Genomic DNA, 26,706 nt, shown 5'->3' on the forward strand with positions numbered 1-26,706 from the left:
AATATGCATTAAAAACTTGTGTTTCTAATTTCCCTAATTATTATATAGTAAGCTTAGTATAGCGGGTTTGATTTTAAAAATAGTGAGGAGTTTTATGCTAAAAACTTATCATCTAAAAGAAGGGGTTAACTTAGAAGCTAATGAGCGGCTAGAAGAAACAGAGCAAGCTCAGACAACCTCTAAGGTAAATAAAGGCAAAAGTTCCCCTATAGAAGATCATTTTTCTGACCAGAGGTATTTGTATGAGAGAAAGCACGAAGGACTTAAAAGATTACCTAATCTAAAGCAAAAAAATCAAGTAGATGAAAGGTTAAGAGAGTTTACTGAATATTTTGTTGATGAATTTGAAGCCAAGCTAAATTGGTACCGTATAGTTCTAGAAGAAATAGATAAAAAGCCTGGCACATTGGCGGACGTAATAAAATCAATAATAACAGTAAGTGGGGCGGGTGTAGTAGGAGGAACTGTAGGAGTTGTAGGCTCTCTTGTTTTAGGAATGCCAGTACCGGCGGTAGCAAGTGCAACAGCAGGTGCAGGAGCAACAGGTGCAGGGAAATTAGGAGAAGTAGTAGGAAATAAAGTTGGTGCAGGAAAGCATAAAGGAAAAGCTGCTAGTTTATCGGATTTGGTATATCATTTTAAAAGAAAGGCAAATCAGCCTGAAGTAAGAAAAATACTAATTGAGGCTAGCTTTGATATTTTTCAAAGTTTTGAAATACAATTCATGAAAGCTACTGTAGAAAAAGGAAAAGAAACAAGAGCAATGATGAAATTAGCAAAAGATGCGGTATATAGAGTAATAAATCATTGTGCACAAAAAGAAGAACAAGCAAAGGATTTAACACTTGAGCTAATAACTAAAGGCTTAGTTTTAGGCGAATCAAAAGGAGGTACTGTATCTAAGTTTGTACCACAAATTCTACAAAAAATTTTAAAAAAAGCACCTAAACCAGGACGTACAGTAAAAGATAAACTTAGCAAAGAAGAGTGGAACACAGCGGAATTATACAGTAGAGTGGGCTTAGCAGTGAAAAATCTAGATGATTACGTGAAGCCATATAACTATTATAGGAAAAAAGAAGGGTTAACTGAGCCTGACAAATATGGTTATCGTCGTCTCTTTGCATCAGAAAATTGGGATGTATTAAAAGAGCAATATAAAATCGATAGTGATATCGAAAAGAGTATACAATTTACATATAGTGAGTATGAATATAAGTTACATCCAGAAAGTTTAGAGCAGAAGTCAAAATATATAGAAGATATATTAAAAGACCTGAATCAGAGAGATCCAAATGGCATGGAGGATAGAATAAAAGAAACATGCAAAGAAGTTAAAGGAGAGATTATTACAGAGTTTAAAGAAATTAAGGCAAATATTCAAAACTTTGATGAGATAGAAAGAGTAATAGAAAATTTAGAAGGAAAAGTGTTAGGATCTATTGTAGAAGGACAAGAAGAAAATAGAAAATATTTTGAAGAAGCTGAAAGAGAACGTCAAAAAATAGCAAAATCTATTGAAGCAAGCCGAGAAGAGAGTAGAGAAAATTTCAATCAATTGAGCCAGAAGCAAGATATTCATCATGATGATAATAAGAGAGAACATAAAAAAACTCAAGAGGGAATAGACGAATTAAAAGTAGGACAAGGAGCGATTCGAGATGAAATAGAAGCATTACCTGCAAAAATTGCAGGAGTGAGTTATCAGCAAGTCAAAGATAGAGAGCCGGTTTGGTTTGGTGTTGAGGATTTGGTGAAATCATTTATTGCTCTCACCCCTGGAAGACAAGACACGTTGGATCGAATAGCTGATGACATAAAACAGGGAATAGTTGTTATTAGTGGTTTGAGGGGAGTAGGTAAGACAGAATTAGCCATAAAATTTGCCCGTGGTAAATACAGTGAAAATGCACAAGGTAGTGCAATATTGATAGACGCTAAAGATGCGGAAAATTCATTTCGTATATTAGCTAAAGATAAGCTAAAGATTAGCTGCAAAGATATAGATGGAGGGGAAAAAACTATAAATTCAATGGTAGATGATGTGTATGACTACTTTAGCAACAAAAGAAGTCTTTTCATTTTTGATAATGCTCAAAGGTATATTGATATTAAAAAATTTTTGCCACTTAGATTACCACCTGGTGCCAGTAAGCCTTTGGTTTTAATTACTTCTGATAACCTAAACAAGTTAGAGTGGCCTAGTTCAAAAGTGAAAATAGAAGAATTAGATAAATTTCAAGAGTCAGAATCCATAAAATTTATTAAAACGTCTCTGGGGGTAAGTGATGATTCGCAAGGTAAAAGTATAAAAGATCTTGCAAATAAATTATACCATTTTCCCCTCCTTTTGGAATATGCAGTTAGAGATATTAAAAGATATCAAGAAGGCAATCAAAATTTTAAGATCGGTGATTATAATTCTATAATCGATGAATATATTGAACGTCTTAATCTTGGTCTGACACCTCATAATGATGTTCTTGCTGAGCTTTTAAGGATTAGGCTTGATCAAATAAGACAAGAAGAATATGGAGAAAGAGCTTTAAAAATAGCACATGTAATGGCTTATTGTGCTTCTCAAAATTTACCAAAAGGAATATTTTCTGACTCAGATGATGAAATTGGCCTATTACAACAATATTCAATACTTAAACAAGGGAGATGGTATGAATAAGTATTGCTTGGTTGGAAGCAAGAGAAGATAATGACTTCTCAGAGTGGATAGGTGGCAGGTTGGATATTTTTCTGAAGCAACTTTCTGCTCAGGGAGTAGAAAGAAGACTTCGTAGGGGAGATTAACTGCCCCTGCCACCGAAAATCATCGTGAGGCTCACAAAATGTGATGACCTCGTATAGGAGTTTGGAACAACCGGCAATATTCTACTCTGATATATTGAAATATGCAATTGGAGGAAAAAATATGCGTCACATTGGAGTTGATTTACATACCAATAGTTTTACTGTTTGTTACTTACAGGAAGGGAAACCTGAGCATATTCAAACGTTTCGCTTAAAAGACTTGGATAATTTCACCAAAGATCTTCAAGAAACAGATGAAGTAGCCATAGAAGCAACAGGTAACAGCTGTTTCTTTTATGATGCAGTTTCACCTTACGTTAAACGCATAGTAATAATTGCTCCTGGGCAGTTTGAAGTTGTTCGTCGCTCTGTGAACAAAACAGATAAGCATGATGCACGAGCTATTGCTTTCTTTCTCAGCAAAGATATGTTGCCTGAGGCAAGGTGCAAAAACAAACAATGCCAGCAGTTAGCTTCTCTTCTTCAAATGAGAGATCAGTTAGTAAAGTCACGGGTATCTTTAATCAATAAAGTTCATGGTCTTTTTAATTACCATGGAATAAAAATTAAAAAAGAAGTACTTACAACTAAAGTAGGATTTGAACGTGCTACTCAAAAGCATAATTGGGATACTTTAGAAAAAGTTGAAATTGAAGTGATTAGCTATCATTTAGAAGCTATCCGAGAAAGCCTTAAAAAGCTTGAAAAGGAAATTATAGCTTTCGCTAAACAACTTCCTGGGTTCAGCAATCTTATCAGCATAAAGGGAATAGGTCCAATTTCTGCAGCTGTTTTTATTGTAACAATTGGAGACATTAATGATTTCCGTAGACCTGAGAAACTTACTGCATATTTTGGAGTTGTGCCAAGAGTTTCTCAATCTAATCAGCAATGTACAATTGGAAGAATTACCAAACGAGGGTCAAAAATAGCGCGTACTTCTTTAGTTCAATGTACTTGGATTGCTGTACGTTACAGTCCTTACTTGAAAAGCTTTTATGAACATATAAAAAAGAAGCGTGGTTCTGCTAAGGCTATAACTGCTACTGCTAGGAAATTTCTTATAACTATTTTCTACACTCTTAAAAATAACTGGGTTTTTAAAGATTTTACAAAATTTGAAATTTTTACTGGACAATAATCATAGGAGTATAAATATGCACGAATTAGTACAGCGAATAATAAGATCAGAATTACAAAATCAACCATTAGAAGAAGAAACTTTAAAGCAGGCTCTTAATTTGTTTAAGGGTCATATGAAAGAGCCTGATAGCGTAGAACACTATGAATCTCACATAATATCAGTTTGGAATTATGCAAGTAAGTACGATAAGTTGATAGAAGATTTTATTACTAATGCTGATTATAATGAATCAGATTTTACAACATATCTTCATCTGATTGTAGAAAAGAGTAGCAATGATGTTGCTGGTAAAGTATTAAACAGTATAAGCCCTGATAAGCTTGAGCAAATTATTAACGTAAAAAAGAAAGATCAGAAAACACTACTACATTGTGCAGCTTTAGGTGGTAATAAATCAATAGTACGTTTACTTATAAACAAAAAAGCTAGCATAGATGCACGTGATCAGATAGGTAATACACCTCTACATTTAGCTGCAAAAAACGGTTATCTAGGGGTTGTTAATATTTTATTAGATAGTGAGGCTAAAGTTAATTCTGAAACTCAACAGAAGTTTACACCGCTACACCTTGCAGCAAAAGAGAATCATTTGGATATTATTAATGCTTTATTAGCAAAAAAAGCTAATATTAACGCTCAAACCAAACAGAAGTTTACACCATTGCATTTTGCAGCACAAAATGGTCATCTGGAAGTTGTTAATGCATTACTGGATAAAGGAGCAAAAGTTGAAAATTTTGATGTTGAATACAAGATTACTCCATTACATCTAGCAGCAGAAGGTGATCATATAGAAGTTATTAAGGCTCTGCTCGGTAAAAAAGGAAAAGCCGATATTAATGCTAAAACCCCTAAAAAGACTCCATTAATGTGGGCTGCGCGAAAAGGTAGGGTTAAGGCAGTTAGAGAACTTCTGAGACGTGAAGCAGATATTGTATTTAAGAATGATAAAGGTGAAACTGCATTAAACTTAGCAGCCAAAGGTGATCATTGGGAAACAGCATTAGTTTTATTTAATAGAGGTGCAAGATTAGATGAACTTAGCCTAGATCAATATTTATCTTTTGTTTGTTTTCATTTGCCTGAAGACAAATTTGAAACTGAATATCGAAAGCTTTATTCAGATAAGGATAAACCTATTCATTATGATCAGAGAAGAAATAAATTTTATTACAAAGATGGCGGACGAAAAGTTTATATGGAAGAAGGTGAGATTAATCTGGAAAAAAGAAAAAATTTATATCTTGATGTTTTATCTAAAATTAAAGATTCAATACAAAAAGGCGACACTAATAAATTTCAAAAGTTTGCTGAGCTAATTAGCAAAATAGGAGAAATAGAGAAGAAAGATAGTCATAAGAACGTATTTTTGCCTGAATCTTTCTATCAAGACAATAGTAATTCTATCAAAGATACCAATTTAGTTATATTGGCATGTGAGTACAATAATCTTGAAGCTCTGAAATACTTGTTTGATGAGCAGAATAAAATATTAAGTAGTTTATCAACTGATATAAAAAAAGACGTTAACCCAGATGATATGGATAGTAAAGATCATAATGCATTTTATTATGCAATACGTTCAGGGAATGTTGAACTTCTTAATACACTCATAAATAAGTGGCAAGGCAATTACTTTAATAATCCTACTAAGTTACAAGAGCTGGATGATCTTCTTTCAAAGGCTTACGATGAGCTAAAGTTAAAAAACGTACCGTTATCAGAAGGAATAGAAGTTTTTATTCAAGATAAATTGATAAATCTGCGCTTTTTTTCTGAAAGAAGTGACAGTCGCAGTGTTAATGAAAGCCAAACTTTACTTGATAATATAAAGAAGCGAATAGATATAGTAATCGAAGGTATAAATTCCTTAGGACAAGAGTATTCAGGTACAAAAGAAGTAGATGGAAAGTTCTTATATACCAGTACATTTATTGTAAAAAATATTAGAATATTAAAACGGCAATTACCATTTACCTATGATAAGCTGCCATGGGAAGAAATTGAGTTTAGCTTAACAAGTTTTGTTTCTTCTTATACGAAAGATCAAGAGATCAATTTTGTATTTAAGACAATACTGGATAAGCAAAAGCTATTGGATTACTTGAGTATATTTAAAGATACGCTTAGTGAGAAGAAAGATACCCTACGAGATCAAGATCTTGGCGGAAAATTACCAAGCACTCAACGAAGGGATATTATAGATAACATTATTTATTGTAATCCTACTTTTAGTGGGCTATACGATGATTATGAACAAATGAGAGATATTTATTCATTAAAACAAATAGAACACTACATAAATATAGTATTGTCAGACAATATAGAAGAAGAAATAAAACAGCATGTTATTGAACGCGCTCTACAGGTAACTGGGGAGTATTTAAAAAGTACTTTGACATCACCTAATATGTCTAGTACTTTGAGTGAGCTGATAATTCAATCTGTATCAGAAAGCACAAGTAAAATTCTTACAAGTCTACGGGATTCCTTGTCGCACTCTTATTCTTTAGCAAGTCGGATGAAAATTGCAGAAAGTCGAAGTTCTGAGTTTCTTTCTAATGTTCAAAATGATTTAAAGAAAATTAGTGAGAAAATTATTGATATTTTTTACAAAAATAAAGTGGAAGCGATCAGAACACTTCTAAGCAAAATTGCAAATAGCAACAGCTTAGATGAGATGAAAGAAATAGCTAAAGTACTAGAAGATGTGCAATTTGATGAAATAAACTTAGAGAAAATTAAGATAAAAGAACATAGAAATGTCAAGAAGTTAATGGGAGATTTGAATAATTGTATTAAAGATAAGACAGATTATCAAAAAGAATTGTTCGATAAAATTAGTGAGATTCTTAAGTTGGAAGAAAGTAAATTAACAAATACTAAAGTCGAGTATTTAAACAAACTTTACACCCTAGAAGAAGTTGTAAGTATGGTTCGCAGTGGCAATATTAAAACAATGAAAACCTTAGTTCAACATGATTTAAAAAACTTTCTAAAAAGAGATCAGGATAAACAGGAAAAAATTGCGGATTTAGTGGTCAGGATTGCAAATAGCAAAACACACAGTAGTTTAGTTAATGAGCTAGTGTACAACGTTTTTTATACTGATCAGTTTGCGCTAGGAAGTACTAGTTTAATTGAAGAATTTCATGAAAAGTTAAAAAGGGAAGGTAATAAAGGTACTAGGCGTGCCACTATTGAAGAAAAGCAAGCAAAGTTAGATGGCATTTTTGGTAAGATATTAAGAGAAAAACTAAACTTACAAGAAGATAAGGTAGTAGAGATAATAAAAGAATTAAAAAATAAAGGTAGGGAAGATCAAGAGCAATTTTCTGCTACTAAAGAAAAATTACTCTTAATTCTTAATGAACTTGCTAGTGAAGAAAGTCAAGGAGAAAAAGAAATAAAATTAAAAATACGTGCAAGATATAAAGAAGAAGGATATGAGAGTTCAATTGATAAATCAGGGCTAGAAAGACAGGAAAAAGAGATGCTAAAAGGGTCTCTAACAAAAACAAAAAAGTTAGGCCAATTAATAGAAAGAAAAGAAAATATAAAGCATTTATGTGAAAAAATCACTGATTCAAATATTCAGTCAAAAATAACAGATATTTTTGAAGCACTAATTACTGAGGAAGAAAATAATAAAGGAAAAATAGGACAAAAAGCTAAAGAAAAACGAGAAGAATTTGAGGGTCTATTAGATGAATTAAAAAAAGGTGATAAAGCATTGATCGCAGGTTATTATGAGAGTAATAACTGGAATAGCGGAAAAAGCGAGATAGAGAAATTAGATAGTGAGTATGAAGAATTTTTGGGGTTGATTGATCATATAAATCAAGACTCCATTAATAAAGTTTCTCAGCTATTCAATAAATTTTCTCGGTCATTAACCATGGAAAGCAATCAGAAAGAAAATTTGAATAAAAGTTTTAAGGGGGAGATAGAAGAGAATTTAAAGAGTAGCTCAGTAATAAGTCAGAAGTTATCTAAGCTTGAAAGTATTCTAGATGAAAACGAATTAAACAGCAAATTAATTGAAAAATTTTCTTCTTATAAGGTGAATCGAAAGTTACAGGCTATAGTAGAGATGCTTGTGCTTGACATAACAGAAGTTTTAAACGCAAAAAGACTTTTAACAGAAAATAGGTATTTTTTAGACAAAACATCTTCTATTTTAATTGGAAAACAGTTACGAAACTATTTGGCACATGGAGATCCTTTAATTAATGCATTGTCATTTGATACTCTAATGTCAATTATTTCTAATGCAAGAACCTTCGTAGAAAAAAAGGATATAACAATTGGAGGTAAAAAGTTAATAGGTCAAGTAATAGAGGATGATCCTTTTTCGTTAGAAGAACAGCACAAACAAAATCTTGAAATCTTAAATATTCAAAAGAAGATGTTTTCTGCTGCAGAAGAAGGTAATATTGACGAAGTGAAAGATTGTATAAGAAAGGGAGCAGACGTTAATGCTAGGGATATTAATGGATGGAATGCACTTCATTATGCTGCTCGTGGAGATAAGATAAATGTTACTAAGTTTTTTCTGGATCAAAATTTAAGTATTGATACTAAGAATAATAAAGGTGAAACACCGCTACATATTGCTGCTTGTTTTGGCAGTAAAGGAATTATAAGGTCTTTTGTGAAATATAAAGATCCAGACGTTAATCATTTGTTATGCTTAGCAGCAGGAAATGGTTATAAAGAAATAGTTGATATTTTACTGAGTAAAAAAGGAGCGGATGTTAATAAGCCTACTGATATGGGTAGAGTATCATTACACTATGCAGCACAAAATGGTCACAAGGACGTGGTTGATGCTTTATTGAAGGTAAATGGTATAGAGGTCAATGCTAATACTGATACAGGTTGGACACCATTACACTTAGCAGCACAAAATGGTCACAAGGACGTGGTTGATGATTTATTGGAGGTAGATGGTATAGAAGTTAATGCTAAGACTACTGATGAAGATGTTCCATTACACTTAGCAGCACAAAATGGTCACAAGGGTGTGGTTGATGCTTTATTAAAGGTAAATGGTATAGAGGTTAATGCTAAAAATGATATGCATTGGACGCCATTACACTTGGCAGCACAAAATGGTCACAAGGACGTGGTTGATGCTTTATTGGAGGTAGATGGTATAGAGGTCAATGCTAAAACTACTGATACAGGTTGGACACCATTACACTTAGCAGCACAAAATGGTCACAAGGACGTGGTTGATGATTTATTGGAGGTAAATGGTATAGAGGTCAATGCTAAAACTACTGATACAGGTTGGACACCATTACACTTAGCAGCACAAAATGGTCACAAGGACGTGGTTGATGATTTATTGGAGGTAAATGGTATAGAGGTTAACGCTCAGACTACTGATAATACTAATAAAGGTGCAACGCCATTACACTTAGCAGCACAAAATGGTCACAAGGACGTGGTTGATTCTTTATTAAAGGTAAATGGTATAGAGGTTAATGAAACTACTGATAAAGGTATAACACCATTACACGTAGCAGCGCAGATTGGTCACAAGGACGTGGTTGATGCTTTATTGGAGGTAGATGGTATAAAGGTTAACGCTAAAACTACTGATAAAGGTATGACACCATTGTACGTAGCAGCACAAAGTGGTCACAAGAATGTGGTTGATTCTTTATTGGAGGTAGATGGTATAGAGGTTAATGCTAAAACTACTGATAAAGGTATAACACCATTACACTTAGCAGCACAAAATGGTCACAAGGACGTGGTTGATGCTTTATTGAAGGTAAATGTTAATGCTAAGACTACTGATGAAGACGTAACTCCATTACACTTAGCAGCACAAAATGGTCACAAGAATGTGGTTGATTCTTTATTAAAGGCAGAGGGTATAAAGGTCAATGCTAGAACTACTGATACAGGTTGGACGCCATTACACTTGGCAGCACAAAATGGTCACAAGGACGTGGTTAATGCTTTACTTAAGGTCACTGATATAGAGGTTAATGCTAAAGGTGATACACATTGGACACCATTACACGTTGCGGCACAAAGTGGTCACAGAGACGTGGTTGATGCTTTATTGAAGGTAGATGGTATAGAGATTAATGTTAAGACTACTGACGAAAACGTAACTCCATTACACTTAGCAGCACAAAATGGTCGCAAGGACGTGGTTGATTCTTTATTAAAGGCAAAGGATATAGAGGTCAATGCTAAAGATAAGAATAAATGTACACCACTACACTATGCAGCACAAAATGGTCACAAGAATGTGGTTGATTCTTTATTGGAGGTAGATGGTATAGAGGTTAATGCTAAAACTACCGATAAAAGTTGGATACCATTACACTATGCAGCACAAAATGGTCACAAGGACGTGGTTGATTCTTTATTGGAGGTAGATGGTATAGAGGTTAATGCTAAAGGTACAACACTATTACACTTAACGCAAAGTGGTTACAATGACTTGATTAATGCTTTAGCCCCTATATTTGAGGTAGAAGGCTTAGAGGCTAACGTTAAAGAAGAGATAAAGATGGATTTTTTGAATAAAGTTAGTGCTAATACTAATACTGATACAGATTGGACTCCATTACACTTAGCAGTACACAATGGTCACAAAGAGGTAGTAGAGGCTTTATTGAACAAGAAAGCTGATATTTTTGCAAGGAATGACTGCGGTACTGTATTGCACCTAGCAGTAGTCAGTAATAATATAGAGTTAATCAGGTTTATTCTGGATATAATTAAGGAAAAAGATCCGCAAAACTTCTCTAAACACATAGATGCTAAGGATAATGAAAGTGATACACCATTAATGTGGGCTGTTCAAGGCGGAAAAGTTAATGCAACCAAAATACTTCTTAAGTATGGGGCTAATGTTAATGTCCAAAATAGTAATGGTGAATCAGCATTACATTGGGCTGCTAAAGGTGATGATCAAGAATTTGTACAATTACTACTAGAGAAACAAGCAGATCCTAATATTCAAGATAATAATAGAAAAACTCCATTAGATTTAGTTCAAGAGAGATTAGCTAAAGATCCAGAAAATAAAAATTTAGAAAAAATTAAGAATTTGCTGAATGATACAATGAATGAATTAAGCGACCAATCCAAAGATAAGCAAGATCCGAGCTCAATGCTGACGAAAAGCGTTGTGGATATTGCTTGTTCAAGGAGAAGTCCTAAGTGAAGAAGTTAAGTGTGTTGTAGTTAGTAATGAAAAATTGAAAGAAATAGATCCTTCATTGTTGGACTGTCTGGAATGGAAAAACAAACCAAAAAGAGTTAGAAAAGCAAACTCTAGGGCTCAATAATGAACAGGTTCTTTTAAACGCAAAATAGGTTACACAACAAAAAAATAAAGGGAATATTTTTAAAAAGGATGATTTTATAAAGATTATAGGCAAAGACAAATATAAAGTATTGAAAGAGAGAAGAGTACTTTCATTTAACAGAAAAGCGCATATAGACCCAAGTAAAATTGAATCTATAACTTTTCCTTGTTACGATTCTATTACTCTGGAAGACTTTACTCAAGTAAATATCACTAAAAGTGAAGCTGAAAAATTTTAGCAGAGCTTGTTAAGCAAAAAGTTCTTGAGAAAAAGGATGATTCAGAAAATAGTGCTTATGGACTAAAGATCAAATTTGATGAAATTAAACAAGTTCAGCTTCTTTCCTGCCCAGTTTATGAGAATAGAACTCTTGCATAACTCATATGGACAACTCAAATTGTATAGCTCTTTTGTAATAATCCGAACGGATCATAATACCCTACTGTCCTACGATAGCAATAAATACATATCTTATCATGTTCGGACTATTATAAGAAAGGTTATAGTAGAACAAGCTGCAAAGGATAGCAAAATATTGATTAAATATTGATTTTGTGGGAATGCACAAAGAGATTACTAGAAAAATCATGGGCGGTAAATTTAATGAAATTTCAGGAATTTTAAACTCATATGTAGAGAAAGCATGTTCTAGTAGAGAAGCTGGTAAGTTAAATTTGAAGAATTTTGATAAGTTTATGACTACATTTAATGATAAGCTAAATATAACATTGGACCAATTAATACCACAAATGCTACACAATAAAAATAACGAAGCGGATAATATAAAAGAGCCGCAAAATTTAGGTTCATCTCCAAGAAGTAGATTAGATGAAATATTAATTGCAGGTAATATCAGAGAATTAGTTGCTGGAAGAAGGTAGTGAACTAGAAAGTTTCTTCCTTTAGTTGCACAATTTCATCGTGAGAAAGGCCAGTGATTTCAGCGATAACATCAATAGAGACACCGGCCTTGAGTGAGTTTTTGGCTACTTCAATTTTACCTTCAATTTTACCTTTTTGATGGCCGATTTGGATGCCTTCATGAAGTTTTTCTTCAAGGGTAGATAAATAATCATCGGTACGTTTCTTAGCTTGATCATAAGCAAGACGTTCTTCTTTACTCCAATTATATTGGTTCAGCTCATCATAAGCTCTGCCAATAATTAAATCACTTCCTATTATTTTTTTTAGATCCTCTTCACTTGTTTCACCGGCGTTTTTAAAAAAATAACACCATTTTTCTATTATATTTTTTAATTGATCTTCTCTTTTCTTAAATTTAGGTAACTCTATAAAAGTAAAACTAAAGTCTTTGAGATCATGTTCAAAAGTTATCTTATCAAAAGTAATATGATCAGACTTATAAGCTAGCTTATTAGGAAATAAGATAAAATCGGCAATGGCAATAAAGATAACGCCTTTAAGATCATGATACTGGTCACCTACGTCAGCTTGACTTGAATAAGCTTTGGCAGCGTAATATTGGGCACGTTTTTCAAAGCCTCTTGTTTTAGCGACTTGGTCAGGTAAGGAAGCAGTATTACTACTACCCCCTCCCTTAGAAACGCAGCATGCAGGTTTCCCCACACTACGCTTGAGCCCCTTATCTAAGTTCTTCTTTTCTAGAACCGGCTTGTCCTTCATGATTCCTCAGGAAACATCATTCTTAATGGTGACACCAACAGTAGAGAACCTTCTCTTGAAAAGGAGCTTGCTAACATTCTTGTTCGTTTCACTCTCTCATCAAAATACTTTTTCCATTTTAAGTCAAGGGGATTTGCATCCGCTCTGATTTTAACATGTCGTCTGATAGGTATATCAATCAGCTTAAGCAGTCTTAAATACCGTATCTCTTTTGGTTTGTTCTTGCATATGGGTGCAGCAAAAACCCATTGGCGTTGACCCATTACTTTGAAGTAACGATTCTTTATCCAACGTAATCCTTTACGAGGATGTCTTTTCTTTGCCCATTTCCATAAACTATGCCAAATTTCATTGTCGATCTTTCTAAACGCTTTTTTAGCACACACATGGTGATAGTAATTTCCCCATCCTCTCAGTAGAGAGTTGAGTGACTTAATTACTATAGCCTGAGTGTTCGCTATATTTGCTTTTATCAATGTACGTGCTTTATTAAGAAGTCTTTTAATACTTTCTTTCGAAGGTTTAATAATTAACTTCTTATTATATCTACGTACATTACAACCAAGAAAGTCAAACCCTGTTGTAATAGATGTAATCTTTGTCTTCTCTTCTGACAGAATTAAACCTCGCTCATGAAGAAAAGATGATACTAAAGGCTTAACTTCCTTTTCCAGTACTTCATGTGTGAAACCTGAAATAATAAAGTCGTCTGCGTACCTGATTACATTCACTCCACTTCTGATTTTTCCTCTTCTTTTGCTACCTAATTTACCAAAGCGACTTTCTAATAACTGTTCAAGACCATCTAAGGTAAAGTTAGCTAGTATTGGAGAAATTATACTTCCTTGCGGAGTGCCAGCAGTTGTGGGATACAGAGTTTTCGATTCTAGGAAACCAGCTTTTAACCATCTATGAAGAATTTTCTTTTCCATAGGAATATGCTTCATAAGCCATTCATGGTTAATGTTGTCAAAGCACCCTTTGATATCACCTTCTAGTATCCATTGTGGTCGATTGCGTCTTGCCAGTAATAAGTGACAAGCAGCAATAGCATCCGCGCAGGATCTTTTAGGTCTAAAGCCATAGGAGTGACGATCACTGATCGTTTCAGCTATCGGTTCCAGAGCAAACAGATATAATGCTTGCATCGCTCTATCTTTTATCGTGGGTATACCGAGAGGCCTTCTTTTGCCATTAGATTTACTGATATAAATTCGTTTGAGCGGAGAAGGTTTATATCCTCTTTGTTTTAACAGCTTTATTCCTTGAAATTTAGCATTGCAAGTTGACCATAGTTGACGATCTACACCTGCTGTGGTTTTTCCTTGGTTTTCAGTTACTCTCTTAACAGCCAAAGCTTTTCCGCTAAAAGAGCGTGTGAGAAGATGTTGTAAAGCTTTTACCTTACCCCATCTTCCTTCTTGGACAGCCTTAACAATACGTCTTTGTAGCCTCACAATAACTTTCTGGCATTTCTTCCATGGCAATTGCTTCCATGCTTCAAAGCTTTCGGTAGATGCACTTACAGGTTTACTTGTAATCATCTGCTTTCCTACCTTAAGTGGTTAACAAAGTTTCTTGTCACGAGGGACCAAATGGAAGTCTGCTCGTTTTCACGCGAATTAATGTTACAAATTCTATCCATTTCGTTACAAAATGGCATTCGCTTTCTCCATTCTCCTTTACCTGCACTTCCATCAGCATTCCTTGCGGTTTGCTTGCCATGTAGGCGAAAATACAGGCTTACCCTGTTTCTCCAGTCATACAACAGTGGGTTAGGTGGCTTCTCTATACCGGTGGAGTTATTATTTGCGTACATCTAGAAATGAAAAATGTAACTTATCCACATTACCTTTTGGTCAGAGCTTATCAGCATCTTTAGCTCTTTCATCGTATCGGTACTTATAAAGCTTCACTTACGTTCACCATACCACTAGCCTAGCCCTCCAACCACATGATGCTTGCAGTTTATGCCCCTCTCACGATTGAGCATCTTCTTTTTCAAGAGGAGGTTCATTGTCCGCATCGCTTGGCACCAACCGGTTGCCCGATTCGCACTGATGCGTAGACTCAGACGGCAAAACATCTGGTTTAATAAGTTTTAGAATCCTTTCAGTTTCTTTCTGAATGAATTCCTCTCCTTTTAAACAATATGACCGAAGACTTTCAGGTCGCACCATCTCAATGATGGTTTTGACCCCTGTAGAATCAACACAGAGAACATCAACAATGCTTTGCTTTTGAGAGGCAATGACAGGGTCTTGAATGGGACTGAGAAAGGAGACATCTTTAATCTTGTTGTCATCGGTAAGACCTAGTATATCATTAAGAAAGTGAATAAGAATATCTTTATTTTTTTCAGTACCAAAGATACGGCGAAAAGCTATATCATTGCAAGCATCAAGGAACTTCGAAAGAGCCATGAGAAAGTAAGATAAAAAGCACTAATAATTATACATAATTCTGAAGAAATATTCAACTAAATTCCAACATGTTAATCAGAGAATGATCTTCATGAAAGGGCTTATTTAATAGAGAACTTGATTTGCATTGATATTCAAGCTATATCCTGATCAGACTGAGAATTAGAAACATGGCAATAATTCTTTTAGACACAAAAACTATAAATCGTATAGCAGCGGGAGAGGTAATAGAGAGGCCAGCAAGTGTAGTAAAGGAATTAGTAGAAAATGCAATAGATGCTGGAAGTTCAGAGATAGAGATCAAAATAGAAAGTGGTGGGCGTAACCTTATCACTGTAACAGATGATGGAAATGGAATAGAAAAGGAAGATCTAGAACTAGCATTTATGAGGCATGCCACTTCAAAATTAAGCGATAGTGAGTTAATAGAAATTAAGCATCTTGGATTTAGGGGAGAAGCTTTACCTTCAATTGCAGCAGTAAGCAGAATGAAATTATCATCTAAGGCAAGTGGAGCAAAGGAAGCATGGTCTATAAGGTATGAGGGAGGAGAAAAAATAAGAGAGATTACACCTTGTTCTTTGCTAAAGGGTACATATATTGAAGTTCGTGACTTATTTTTTGCCACACCAAATAGACTAAAATTTCTAAAAACCGAAAGGGCAGAAACACAAAGCATTGTTGATATTGTAAATAACTTAGCAATAATTAACTATAGTATTGGGTTTACTCTCACTTCCGGTAATAAAAAGCTTTTGAAATATGCTAAGCAGGCCTCGTTATTTAGTAGACTATGTGAAGTAGAGAAGGAATTTCAGAATAATTCTCTGGGCATTAATGAAGAAGAAGACGGTATTAGACTTACAGGACACATCTGCAAATCAACTGTCAATCGTGGTAAGTCTGATATGATCTATACATTTGTTAATGGTAGGCCAATTAAGGATAATCTGCTTATTGGTGCGATCCGTTATGCGTATCATGACCTTATTCCAAGCAATAGATATCCTTTTGCAGCGTTGCACTTAGAGATACCGTATGATCAAGTGGACGTAAATGTGCATCCAAATAAATCAGAAGTAAGATTTCAGAATAAAAGGTTAATATATGAAATAGTGAGAAGAGGGATAATAAAAGCATTATCGATGAGAATAGGCACGTTCGCAGCAAGTGATCAAAGTATTGAAGAGTGTGATGCTAGTAAAAGTCAAGAGCAAGTCAATAGTAAAGAGAAAAAAAATCAAAAAGAGTTTTATGAGAAGAGACCAAGTCTTTTAGAAAATCGTCTAATGAAAGAATTCAATGCACCAGATGAAAGAAGGCAAAGCTTACCAGAAACTTTTAAGTATGGAGAATCTCCACCCCAAAGGGGATCTATGGTCCTAGAAAGAGAACAAATCGATTTGATAGAGGATCATCCTCTAGGATATGCACGCTGTCAGGTCTACAATACTTACATTATTGCTGAGGCTAAAGGCAAACTAATTATAGTAGATCAGCACGCAGCTCATGAGAGATTGATATACGAGTGCTTAAAGCAAAAATCAAGCATAAAAAGACAAAAACTTCTTTTTCCTGAAACAGTTGAAATCAAAAACCAAGCAGGAATGGAGATGGTTGAAACTTATAAAGATAAGCTTTTTGAAATGGGTTTTGGTATTGAAATAGAATCAGAAGATAAAGTAAGGGTTAAAGAAATACCTGCAATTTTAGGAACAATAAATGTGAAAGAGATGGTGATGAATATAGTTGATAGATTAATAGAGATAGGAGATACGCTACCTATAGAAGAAAAAGTGAACAAGATATTAGCTACTATTGCGTGCCATGGGTCAATTAGAGCTGGAAGGGAAATGAAGTTGGAGGAGATGAATGAGTTGATGAGACAAATGGAAGAAACACCGTATGCTGATCACGGAAGACCAACTTACATAGAAATGAAACTAAGTGATATAGAAAAATTATTTGAAAGGAAATGAGTTCAATTTGTCAAAAAAGATTACCAATTAAGTATACGTAACAGCTCTTCTGGTTATGGAGTATAAAATGTGAAAAAAGAGAATAAATGCTCTAATTTTTTAGATTACAAAGTAATAGGAAAGGAAGTAAGAAATCGTAGATTAGCAAAGGGATATACTCAAAAAGATTTAGCGGGAAAAATTGGTGTAACATATCAAATAGTATTACAATATGAAAAAGGAACACGAAAAATTTCGATTGAAAAGTTATACGCTATAGCAAAGGTGTTATCAATTAGTATTACGGATCTGATTCCTGTATCAAATGAAAAAATCCGCCTTGAAGACGAGGAAGAGGAAATATTAGATCTAGTAAGAGAATATAAAAAGATTAATGATCAGGAGCTACGTAAAATATTTTGTTTACTAACCAAATTTGTCCAAGTCAGTGAAAAAAGTAGTAGAAAATCGGAAAAAATAAAAATTGCAAAGGGTCTGGTTAAAGCAGGAATTTCTGTTGATATTGTTGCAAAAACAATTGGTCTGTCTGCTGATGAATGTGTTGAAGAAAAAACGGGTTCTATCTACTACCAAATAGGAAAAAAGATAAAAGAATGGAGGCTAGTGAGGGAATATACTCAAAAAGATTTAGCAGAGAAAATGAGTACAACACGTGACGAAATAAGCAATTATGAACAAGGACGCGTAGCTACTCCACTGGGAAAATTATATGAAATAGCGGGGGTGTTATCAATTAACATCATGGACCTACTTGAACTAACAGGAGATAAGATAGAAAATGAGCTGCCTGATTTGATAAAAGAATACAAAGAAATTGAGAGCCAAGAACTACGTAATGCACTAATAAAATCTCTGTTTGAAGGGATACGGATTTGCGAAGAAAAAGTGAAAAGAGCAGAAAAGATCAAAATTGCAAAAGACTTAGTAAAAAAAGGAATTTCTATCAATATTATTTTAAAAACAATAGGCATCTCTTTAGACGAAATTCAACAAATTTAAGTAAAAAAATCACCATATATTAATATCTTCACTCATTCATGAAAAAATAAGTAAAAAAGATTGAAAAATTGATTTGACTTCACGTGAAAGCTATGGCTTTATGCCAATGCTGATAAAAAAACAGCAGTAAATATTAAAAAAAAGTTTGTTGTTAGTGAAGGGTAAATTATATGAATAAAAGTAAAGAAGAAATCGAATTCAGAATATTAGAAAGCAAAGGCAAAGCACTACTTGATCGTGAAATAATGGAAACGTTTCTAAGTGCAGTACATGAAAGGCCGCAAGCTCAAGAAATTGCTAAAAATCTGGTGAATACTTATGCAGGAGTAGGAAGGATTTTAGGTAGAGAAATGGATGACCTGAAAGTCATAGAAGGAGTAACTGATTCTGCAGTAGCAATGATTATGTGTGTTAAGGAAACACTAGAAAGGGTACTGAGAGAAAAGCTCAAGAGTGAGCCAATAATGGACTTACAAGGGCTAGTAGAGTACTTGAACGTAAGTATAGGACACTCAGAAAGGGAATGTGTAAAAATACTGTACTTGAATAAAAGGCGCCAACTAATCGGAGAAGAATCCTATATTGGTGAAATGGAAAAAGCACCAGTATACATAAAGGAGATTACAAGAAAGGCATTAATAAAAAATGCAACATCAATAATAATGTCACATAACCATCCTGGAGGAAGCTTAGAACCTTCAGAAGAAGATCAAGCAGTAACAAAGAGCTTAGCAGCAGCATGTAGTACTGTAAGCGTAAAATTGTTTGACCATATTATCATCACAAGTGGAGGCTATTTCAGCTTTCGAGAAAACGGATTGTTATAGCAGAAAGTATTTGCAAATCTACTCATTATAATTTATACTGAGTAATAGAATGTATAAACTAAGATTTATATACTTAAAAAGTATTTTTAATATGGGGGTTATATGACTAGTAAAGACAAGTTATTGAAGAAAATATTTGGTGCTCTTGAAGGCGTTGATATAAAGCAGTCTAAGTTTGTGAGCAAAATTGATAATCAGAAGGAGATAAAACCGGAAGATACAATGCCTTTCCCTAGCAGAAACGTTCACGAAAACAAAATCAACTATGGAAAAGGACTTGACTACATATATGGCACAAAACCTTTGAGTAATCAAGCAGATTATCCAGAAGGGTTGAATCCATTTGCTTCAGCTTTGCAAAAAATAAAGCCAAGTGCAGAAAAGTTGAGCTGGCTTAAAAGTGCTGTGGTAAGAGCAAAAAGTCCAAATGAACTGCACAAGGCTGTAGACGAAGCGCTAGCTGCTGGAGCAAGGCTAAATGCATGTAATGATGGGGAATGGAGTTTTGCAGAATATCTAGTATTAGGTACACATTTTCATAAACTTGATAAGGCTGATCGTAAAAAGCTAATACGTAAATTAATGCTAAGCGGTGCAGAGTTTCATGATACTTTATTGGAGAATAAACTGATAGGTGAAATCTATAATGAGCTACAGCCAGAAGTTCAGCCACAGATAGATAAGCAACTAGAAGAGCTAGAGGAAGCTGGCGAAAATGCTGTGCAAGAAGGAGAATTAATAGATGTTGAGATAGATAATACAACATCGGTGCGACCCGAAGTTGCGATTTTGTGATGGTTAGATTCCATCTTCCCTAGACATCAGGGATAATGTATGTCTCACATTTTAAAGAATGGCAACCTTTAGGATGCAAGCATGAGATAAAAGCAGGTAATGCTAAACCTTATAGCAAACTCCTGCAAACAGAGTTAGATATGGTTACAAGAGAAACTTATGATTGAATTGTCGTTATATTGAATATGCGAAATTAAGGTTGTTTTACGCATAGACCAAAATGGTATGAAGCATACGAGGAATTAAAGTTAGATGTCTTTGATTATAGATGTTCTCAGCTTCCGGTAAAAAGTAAGAACCTAAGTCTAACACGAAACAAAATCGTGAAACGGGATAACCATATAGGTGCTCTTATATTCATTTGAATGTAAGTAGGCAGCCAGCCATAAGCACTTACATTGGAGGGATTGTCCAAGAAGCTAATGCCCAAAGTAATATTTGGGATATGCAGACGTGGACACTATAATTTGGAGGGTAAAGTTGTGAATAGTAGTAAATATGTTATAGACCAACAATTTGTTAGGTATGAATGGAATACAATTCCTTGGCGTAAAGTTGAGAAATTTGTATTTAAGCTACAAAAGCGAATTTACCAAGCTGCAATATGTAATGATAAGAAGAAGGTACATAAACTTCAAAGATTATTACTCAATTCAATAAGTGCAAAACTACTTGCTGTCAGAAAAGTAACTCAAGATAACAGAGGGAAGAAAACTGCAGGTATTGATGGAAAAGCAAATCTTAATCATAAAGAAAGATTGCAATTAGCATATTCTTTAAATGTTAGAGAAAAAGCGAAACCATCAAAACGTGTTTGGATTCCAAAACCTGGAAAACCAATAGAATATCGCCCTCTTGGTATACTTACTATCTCAGATAGGGCAAAAGAAACACTTATGAAAATGGCACTAGAGCCAGAGTGGGAGGTAGGATTTGAACCGAACATGTATGGTTTTAGACCTGGTAGGTCATGTCATGATGCTATTGAAGCCATATTTAATTCACTGAATTGGAAAACAGCGTACTGTTTAGATGCTGATATTTCTGGATGTTTTGATAATATTAATCAAAATGCTCTGTTGGAAAAACTTAACACTACACCAACCTTTAGAAGAATTATAAAAGGATGGTTAAGAGCTGGAGTAATGGAAAACAGAAAATTTGAATCCACAAAACGTGGTACAATTCAAGGAGGGACGATCTCACCGTTACTTGCTTGTGTTGCATTAAATGGATTAGAACAATATATCAAAGAAACGTTATGGAGTGAACTTCTTCAATATAGGAAGATGAAATGTGGTGTTGCAAGCAGTAGAGAAGCAAAAAGCTCATTAAGTGTAATTTTCTACGCAGATGACTTTATCATCATACATGAGAGTAAGGAAATCATTCTGAAGGCAAAAATGATAGTTGAAGAATGGCTCAAAACCATTGGACTAGAATTGAAACCTTCAAAAACAAAGATTTCTCATACTCAAAATGGAGAAAAGCCAGGATTTAATTTTCTTGGTTTCTCAATAAGGCATTACTCTACGAAAAATAATAAGAGGGGTTATAAATTATTAGTCAAACCAAGTCGTGAATCCAGAAAACAGCATACACTCACTATAAAACATAAGATTAGAGGATTAAGAGGATCAACACAAGAAACAGTAATAAGACAGCTTAACCCAATTACTAGAGGGTGGAGCAAATATTATTCTTCGGTTGTGTCAAACAAGACCTTATTTCTTTGCTGAGCGGCATCTGAAAAGTTAAATGATCCAGTTATGACTTTTTGATTATCAATAATAATTACCTTGCTATGAGCAATAGCAGGTTTAAAGTCAATCCATATCGGGATTTTGTGCTCAAATAATTCGTTAATTACACTATGTTTTGAACTAGTTTGTGATTCATCTAGGATAACCTTAATATCAACACCACGTTCCTTAGCTTCGATTAGCGACTTTGCAATAGATTTAGAAGTAAATGAATATGCCTGAACCAACACGGATTTTTTAGCATGATCCACGGAATCAATTATTAGGTTGGTGCAATTTTCTCTAGGAGTGAAACATACAGTAGTACTAGGACAAGAAACACAACCTGATAAAAGAGAACAAGTTAATAAAATTATTAAATATCTAAACATGATTAAATATATCCTTTCAGTTGACGGAGGAGGCATAAGGGGCATAATACCAACCATAATATTAGCAGAAATAGAAAAAAGAACAAGAAGAACTATAGCTGAAATCTTTGACTTAATGGCAGGAACCTCAACCGGTGGAATTGTTGTAGCAGGATTATGTAAAAAAGATAAACAAGGAAACCCTCAATATTCAGCCAATGATTTAGTCGAGCTTTACCAAAAATACGGGTCATATATTTTCAAGTCTTCATTCTTCAGGCGATCAATATTATCTTGGTTTAACTGTGCACAATACCCACATAAAAATATTGAATTTGTACTGGATAAATATTTTGGTGATGATACTTTACAAAGCACCTTAAATAAGGTACTGATTGCAAGTTACGATATTCACAATAATTGCCCATTTTTCTTCAAAAGCTGGAAAGAAGGTAATATTAAGCTGAAAGATGCACTCAGAGCTGCAACGGCTGCACCTACTTATTTCATACCAAAACATCTAAAAATTGACCAGATAGAAAGAGTATTAGTGGATGGCGGAGTGTTTGCTAATAATCCAGCGGCTTGTGCATATGCAAGTGCTAAGAGGTTATTTCCAAATGATGAGATTATACTGCTATCGGTAGGTACTGGCAGAACAGATAGAAGTATAAAGTATGCTAACTCAAGGAAATTTGGTAAAATAGGGTGGGTCAAGCCACTACTGAATGTGATGTTTGCCTCTGGATTGGATTGCGTTGATTATCAACTAGAACAAGTAATAGACGATAAATATATAAGAATACAATCGCAATTGAAAGTAGCATCGACTGAGATGGACAATATTACACTCAAAAATATCAAGTTTCTTCAGCAAGAGGCAAGTAAAATGATAGAGGATAACCAGAAAGTGATAGACAAATTCTATGATCTTATATCTTGATACGTAGAAATGCCAAAAAAATTCTGTAGCAATGGATATCTCTTCTCCAAAAAAATGTTTTAAGAAGCTAAGCCAAAAATACTACTTCAAAAATGGCTTCAAAAAACTGAAAAGAAAAATAAAAAAATTAAATCCAATATAGGGAGCAAGAGATTAGCATTTTTACTAACAGTTGCCACACCAGTGTTCAATTTAGCCAGTACTAACCATCAGCATCAATTTTAAAAACATTAAAGAAGTTAACGCACATTAGCAGCAAAATCTAAAGAAGCTGAACTGGAAAATCCAGCAGAAATTCAAGATTATGGCCATAATGTTAGCTAAAAGGTCAATGTCTGCTAATCCAGGTTCATATAATGGAATTTTTCCTGATTTCAAAAATTCTTAGTATTTATGTCAGACGCTTACATTGTACCAGATACTACTCCTAATCCTTAAAAATGTAGCTTAGCATCTAAAATAAACATCATTAACAATTTGAGTCATACACTTTTGTTGTTACATTATTTTTCTTAATTGCCTTACCTTCCGAATAAGCTATGAACAAGGTTGATGGTATTAATATCAAAGTACCATATAAAGCACTTTTATCAGGTAATTCATTAAATATAACGTATGCTACTATTGCAGAAATTATTAGTTCTATGTATCTATACGGTGCAAGTGCAGTAGCATCAGTAAGAGCAAAAGCTTTTAACATGAAGAACAGAATTAGGTTTGAACTTATTCCTAAAATCAGCAGTAATACTAACTCCAACAAGGAAGGCATATGCCAATAAAATAACAAAGATGGAGTGGAAAAAATTGTTGTTGTTAGAGCTGAGTAAAATAATATACTTATTATTGTCTCCTTCATTACAAGCTTCTTATTAAGTACATCTAGTATAGCGAAGATTAATGCGGATACAATAAAAATAAGAATTTTAGGATTAAAATCCTCACTATAAGCTTTAGTAGTAATAGCAATACCAATAAAACCAATGACAGCTACTACCCATCTTTGCCAAATTATATTTTCTTCCAGAAAAGGAATTGCAAGAAGCATAACAAATAATGGTATTGAGAAACCTATAATTGTTGCAGTTACTATTGGGCAAATAGTCAACCCATAGGTCCATAAGGTCATTCCACAAAACAACAATGCACCTCTAGTTATTTGAATAGATATTCGACTTGTTTTACAAACTCCTATTCCATAGTAAAATATAAAAGGTATAAGAGTAATAGTGCTAAATAAAAAACGGAAAAAGATTATCTTAAAACTTTGAAGGTGTAAACCGAGACACTTTGATATAGTATCATTAACTACACTACTAAGTAAACTGAGTATAAACCAGGTAACTCCAAGCAAATAAGCTCTTAGTCTGTGATCCATAAAACTCCAAATTTAATATTTTATGAGATAACTTTACTGTACAAAAGATCAATAATAGAAAAGGTTTCTTCTATCTACTGTTTAACCATATTCATAAATATTTAGTAGAAATAATTTGAGAAGTGTTATATAAAATGCAGCTTTATTGCATAATTTTAATAAACAGAAATGCTAACTGATTTTTTTGTAATATATGATAATACTTGCGAATACTATCACATTATCAGGAAAAGTAATCGGGAGTACTGACGGCTGTGCCAACTAGCTTCTCTGCTAGCATTAGCAATATGTGTTTTCAGCATCAATTTTAAAAGCATTAAATTTGAAGTTTATCAAACAACACAAATTAGCAGCAAAACTTTATGAAAATGCTTCAGTTGAGTCAGCTAAACAAGGATTTAGAATGGTTAATATATTGACTATTTTTACTTGTATCTTAAACACAATTCAATTTTCACACTCATCAGCAGTTAGGCCACTTGCTCGCAAAATAACATCAGTAGAAACACCCGCCTTCACTAGATTTTTCGCAACCTTGATCTTTTCTGTTTTTTTAACTTTCTCTTTGCTATTCTTCATATCCCTAGATAAAAATTTCTTCACTAATTCTTGCTCTTCAGTTTTTCTTAGTAAATTAAGTAGTTCACTATCTTCATTTGTTTTAGGCAGCAGAACTTTAATATTCACTGATAATCCTTCTGCTATTTGATATAATTTGTCAAATGATATGGCAGTGTATCCTATTTCATACTCGTGTATTTCCTTGAGTGTTAAACCAACTTTGTTTGCTAAATCTTTCTGAGTATACCTTTTTATCAATCTCCATTCTCTTATTCTTTGCCCTATTCTGTAGTATATAGAATCAGTGCAGACTTCTTTCTCTGTATTATCATACTCGTAAATAGATAAGCCGGTTGCTTGGGAAATTATGTCAACTGAAACCCCTTCTTTCACTAGATTTTTTGCTATTTCCAACCTTGCCTCTTCTTGATTAATTTTTTCGCTAATATGAACAAACCTGACTAATGAAGGTACTATTTTGCCTAACTTTTGATTCTCGTATATTTTCGTTAGATAGAGTATTTCCTCGTCTTCATAGCTGTCTTCCCTTACTATTACTGGTTCAGGTAATAAATCTACAACGTCAACTGATAATACTCTTGCTATTATATATAGTACTTCAATTGGAATAGGAATATACCCATCTTCATAGCTGTTTACTTCTTGGTATGTTAAACCTATTTGACTTACTAATCCTATTTGAGTATGCCCTCGCATTAACCTACAATTTTCTATTCTTTGCCCTATTCCGTAACTAACATTGCTTGCAGAAACAAACATTTATCCTCCATTTAAGAAAAAAACTTTATTGCTATAATTTTTTTACGAGCTATCCATCTAAAACCATATCAATAGATAAACCTACCGCTTGCAAAATAGTATCAATAGAAATTCCCCCTTTTACTAGATCCTTTGCAACTTTAATCCTTTCTATCTCTCTCACTTTCTCCTCACAAATACGTATCCCTTCAAACAAAGATTTTATTAGTGCATGACGTAGTTCTTGGCTCTCAATTTCTTTGTATTCTTTAATCAAATTCGGTAGCTCATTTTCCACTTTACTACCTTCATCTTCCTCTGTTAGTAGATCTGTAATACTAATCGATAATGTTTCTGCTATCTCATATAATTTTCCCAGTGGAGTAGCTACGCGTCCTTGTTCATAGTTGCTTATTTCGTCACGTGTTGTACTCATTTTCTCCGCTAAATCCTTTTGAGTATACTCTCTCACTAGTCTCCATTCCTTTATCTTTTTGCCTATTTGGTAGTAGATAGAACCAACTTTTTCTTCAACACATTCATCAGCAGACAGACCAATTGTTTTTGCAACAATATCAACAGAAACTCCTGCTTTAACCAGACTCTTTGCAATTTTTATTTTTTCCGATTTTCTACTACTTTTCTCACTAACTTGGACAAATTTGGTTAGCAAACAAAACATCTTACGTAACTCCTGATCGTTAATCTTTTTATATTCTCTTACTAGATTTAATATTTCTTCTTCATCTTCAAGACAGCTTTTTGATACAGGAATAAGATCCGTAATACTGATTGATAGTGCCTCAGTTATAGCATACAACCTTTCAATTGGAACTCTACGATTCCCTTTCTCATATTGCAATATCACCCAGTATTTTACACCAATTTTCTCTGCTAAATCTTTCTGAGTGTACCCTCGCTCTAACCTCCAGCTTTTTAATTTTTCTCCCACTTTATAATCTAGACTTTTTTCCACAAAAAGAACCTTGCATATAATAT

The 26,706-nt window shown here is 33.9% G+C and carries 15 protein-coding genes and 3 pseudogenes; 11 read left to right on the plus strand and 7 right to left on the minus strand.

Features of this window, described 5'->3' with window-relative positions:
* Positions 1-94 precede the first annotated feature (94 nt).
* The 4 genes from MJ631_RS00475 to MJ631_RS00490 all read left to right on the plus strand — a co-directional run bounded on the left by MJ631_RS00475 (position 95) and on the right by MJ631_RS00490 (position 12,170).
* Positions 95-2,677, plus strand: coding sequence for an NB-ARC domain-containing protein (locus tag MJ631_RS00475; RefSeq protein ID WP_262986387.1), 2,583 nt, complete (start codon positions 95-97; stop codon positions 2,675-2,677).
* 246 nt (positions 2,678-2,923) lie between these two features.
* Positions 2,924-3,943, plus strand: a complete 1,020-nt coding sequence (locus tag MJ631_RS00480; RefSeq protein WP_262986681.1) for an IS110 family RNA-guided transposase — start codon at positions 2,924-2,926, stop codon at positions 3,941-3,943.
* Positions 3,944-3,959: 16 nt separating this feature from the next.
* Positions 3,960-11,144, plus strand: a complete 7,185-nt coding sequence (locus MJ631_RS00485; protein WP_262986388.1) for an ankyrin repeat domain-containing protein — start codon at positions 3,960-3,962, stop codon at positions 11,142-11,144.
* Positions 11,145-11,849: 705 nt separating this feature from the next.
* Positions 11,850-12,170: a hypothetical protein gene (locus MJ631_RS00490; RefSeq protein WP_262986389.1), complete on the plus strand. Its 321-nt coding sequence runs from the start codon at positions 11,850-11,852 to the stop codon at positions 12,168-12,170.
* A gap of 4 nt (positions 12,171-12,174) precedes the next feature.
* Here the strand turns inward: MJ631_RS00490 and MJ631_RS00495 are convergent, their stop codons facing one another.
* From MJ631_RS00495 to MJ631_RS08200, 3 genes and pseudogenes are all read right to left on the minus strand, one after another.
* A complete protein-coding gene (locus MJ631_RS00495; protein ID WP_262986390.1) occupies positions 12,175-12,933 on the minus strand; it encodes an Rpn family recombination-promoting nuclease/putative transposase in 759 nt (252 codons plus the stop codon).
* On the minus strand, positions 12,930-14,477 hold the full coding sequence (gene ltrA / locus MJ631_RS00500) for a group II intron reverse transcriptase/maturase (RefSeq protein ID WP_019236826.1): 1,548 nt from the start codon (positions 14,475-14,477) through the stop codon (positions 12,930-12,932). Before ltrA ends, MJ631_RS00495 begins: the two co-directional genes overlap by 4 nt.
* Positions 14,478-15,110: 633 nt before the next feature.
* Positions 15,111-15,356 (minus strand): annotated as a pseudogene (locus tag MJ631_RS08200) (PD-(D/E)XK nuclease family transposase); the annotation flags it as partial.
* A 170-nt stretch (positions 15,357-15,526) separates the two neighbouring features.
* Here MJ631_RS08200 and mutL point away from each other — a divergent pair.
* The 6 genes and pseudogenes from mutL (at position 15,527) to MJ631_RS00535 (ending at position 21,695) form a co-directional block, all read left to right on the plus strand.
* On the plus strand, positions 15,527-17,335 hold the full coding sequence (mutL, locus tag MJ631_RS00510) for a DNA mismatch repair endonuclease MutL (protein WP_262986392.1): 1,809 nt from the start codon (positions 15,527-15,529) through the stop codon (positions 17,333-17,335).
* Positions 17,336-17,404: 69 nt separating this feature from the next.
* On the plus strand, positions 17,405-18,334 hold the full coding sequence (gene wmk / locus MJ631_RS00515; RefSeq protein ID WP_262986393.1) for a WO male-killing family protein Wmk: 930 nt from the start codon (positions 17,405-17,407) through the stop codon (positions 18,332-18,334).
* Between the two features lie 170 nt (positions 18,335-18,504).
* Positions 18,505-19,161, plus strand: a complete 657-nt coding sequence (locus tag MJ631_RS00520; protein WP_262986394.1) for a JAB domain-containing protein — start codon at positions 18,505-18,507, stop codon at positions 19,159-19,161.
* Positions 19,162-19,263: 102 nt separating this feature from the next.
* Positions 19,264-19,929: pseudogene (locus MJ631_RS00525) on the plus strand (cell division protein FtsQ/DivIB); the annotation flags it as partial.
* A 62-nt stretch (positions 19,930-19,991) separates the two neighbouring features.
* Complete coding sequence (locus MJ631_RS00530; protein ID WP_255521118.1) at positions 19,992-20,123, plus strand: hypothetical protein; 132 nt, start codon at positions 19,992-19,994, stop codon at positions 20,121-20,123.
* Positions 20,124-20,378: 255 nt separating this feature from the next.
* Complete coding sequence (locus tag MJ631_RS00535; RefSeq protein ID WP_262986396.1) at positions 20,379-21,695, plus strand: reverse transcriptase domain-containing protein; 1,317 nt, start codon at positions 20,379-20,381, stop codon at positions 21,693-21,695.
* Here MJ631_RS00535 and MJ631_RS00540 read toward each other — a convergent pair.
* Positions 21,683-22,090 (minus strand): annotated as a pseudogene (locus MJ631_RS00540) (phospholipase D family nuclease); the annotation flags it as partial. The gene MJ631_RS00535 and the pseudogene MJ631_RS00540 sit on opposite strands and share 13 nt — an antisense overlap.
* Between MJ631_RS00540 and MJ631_RS00545 the strand changes: the two are divergent.
* Positions 22,089-23,012, plus strand: coding sequence for a patatin-like phospholipase family protein (locus MJ631_RS00545; protein ID WP_263858695.1), 924 nt, complete (start codon positions 22,089-22,091; stop codon positions 23,010-23,012). The pseudogene MJ631_RS00540 and the gene MJ631_RS00545 overlap by 2 nt on opposite strands.
* A 469-nt stretch (positions 23,013-23,481) precedes the next feature.
* Here MJ631_RS00545 and MJ631_RS00550 read toward each other — a convergent pair whose 3' ends face one another.
* The 3 genes from MJ631_RS00550 to wmk (MJ631_RS00560) all read right to left on the minus strand — a co-directional run bounded on the left by MJ631_RS00550 (position 23,482) and on the right by wmk (MJ631_RS00560) (position 26,683).
* A complete protein-coding gene (locus MJ631_RS00550) occupies positions 23,482-24,387 on the minus strand; it encodes a DMT family transporter (RefSeq protein WP_262986399.1) in 906 nt (301 codons plus the stop codon).
* A 447-nt stretch (positions 24,388-24,834) separates the two neighbouring features.
* Entirely contained in the window at positions 24,835-25,728 is an 894-nt protein-coding gene (wmk, locus tag MJ631_RS00555) for a WO male-killing family protein Wmk (RefSeq protein WP_262986400.1), read from the minus strand.
* Positions 25,729-25,777: 49 nt separating this feature from the next.
* Entirely contained in the window at positions 25,778-26,683 is a 906-nt protein-coding gene (gene wmk, locus MJ631_RS00560; RefSeq protein WP_019236554.1) for a WO male-killing family protein Wmk, read from the minus strand.
* Positions 26,684-26,706 lie beyond the last annotated feature (23 nt).

Source organism: Wolbachia endosymbiont of Oryzaephilus surinamensis (assembly GCF_025617515.1).
In the GTDB taxonomy this organism is placed as follows: Bacteria; Pseudomonadota; Alphaproteobacteria; order Rickettsiales; family Anaplasmataceae; genus Wolbachia.

What these genes read in the sequence shown, in the direction of transcription:
- MJ631_RS00545 (WP_263858695.1), top strand. Translation starts at nt 22,089, where the DNA reads ATGATTAAATATATCCTTTCAGTTGACGGAGGAGGCATAAGGGGCATA.
- MJ631_RS00475 (WP_262986387.1), top strand. Translation starts at nt 95, where the DNA reads ATGCTAAAAACTTATCATCTAAAAGAAGGGGTTAACTTAGAAGCTAAT.
- MJ631_RS00535 (WP_262986396.1), top strand. Translation starts at nt 20,379, where the DNA reads ATGCCCAAAGTAATATTTGGGATATGCAGACGTGGACACTATAATTTG.
- MJ631_RS00530 (WP_255521118.1), top strand. Translation starts at nt 19,992, where the DNA reads ATGTATGTCTCACATTTTAAAGAATGGCAACCTTTAGGATGCAAGCAT.
- MJ631_RS00550 (WP_262986399.1), bottom strand. Translation starts at nt 24,387, where the DNA reads ATGGATCACAGACTAAGAGCTTATTTGCTTGGAGTTACCTGGTTTATA.
- MJ631_RS00480 (WP_262986681.1), top strand. Translation starts at nt 2,924, where the DNA reads ATGCGTCACATTGGAGTTGATTTACATACCAATAGTTTTACTGTTTGT.
- ltrA (WP_019236826.1), bottom strand. Translation starts at nt 14,477, where the DNA reads ATGATTACAAGTAAACCTGTAAGTGCATCTACCGAAAGCTTTGAAGCA.
- MJ631_RS00485 (WP_262986388.1), top strand. Translation starts at nt 3,960, where the DNA reads ATGCACGAATTAGTACAGCGAATAATAAGATCAGAATTACAAAATCAA.
- MJ631_RS00490 (WP_262986389.1), top strand. Translation starts at nt 11,850, where the DNA reads ATGCACAAAGAGATTACTAGAAAAATCATGGGCGGTAAATTTAATGAA.
- MJ631_RS00495 (WP_262986390.1), bottom strand. Translation starts at nt 12,933, where the DNA reads ATGAAGGACAAGCCGGTTCTAGAAAAGAAGAACTTAGATAAGGGGCTC.
- wmk (WP_262986400.1), bottom strand. Translation starts at nt 25,728, where the DNA reads ATGTTTGTTTCTGCAAGCAATGTTAGTTACGGAATAGGGCAAAGAATA.
- MJ631_RS00520 (WP_262986394.1), top strand. Translation starts at nt 18,505, where the DNA reads ATGAATAAAAGTAAAGAAGAAATCGAATTCAGAATATTAGAAAGCAAA.
- mutL (WP_262986392.1), top strand. Translation starts at nt 15,527, where the DNA reads ATGGCAATAATTCTTTTAGACACAAAAACTATAAATCGTATAGCAGCG.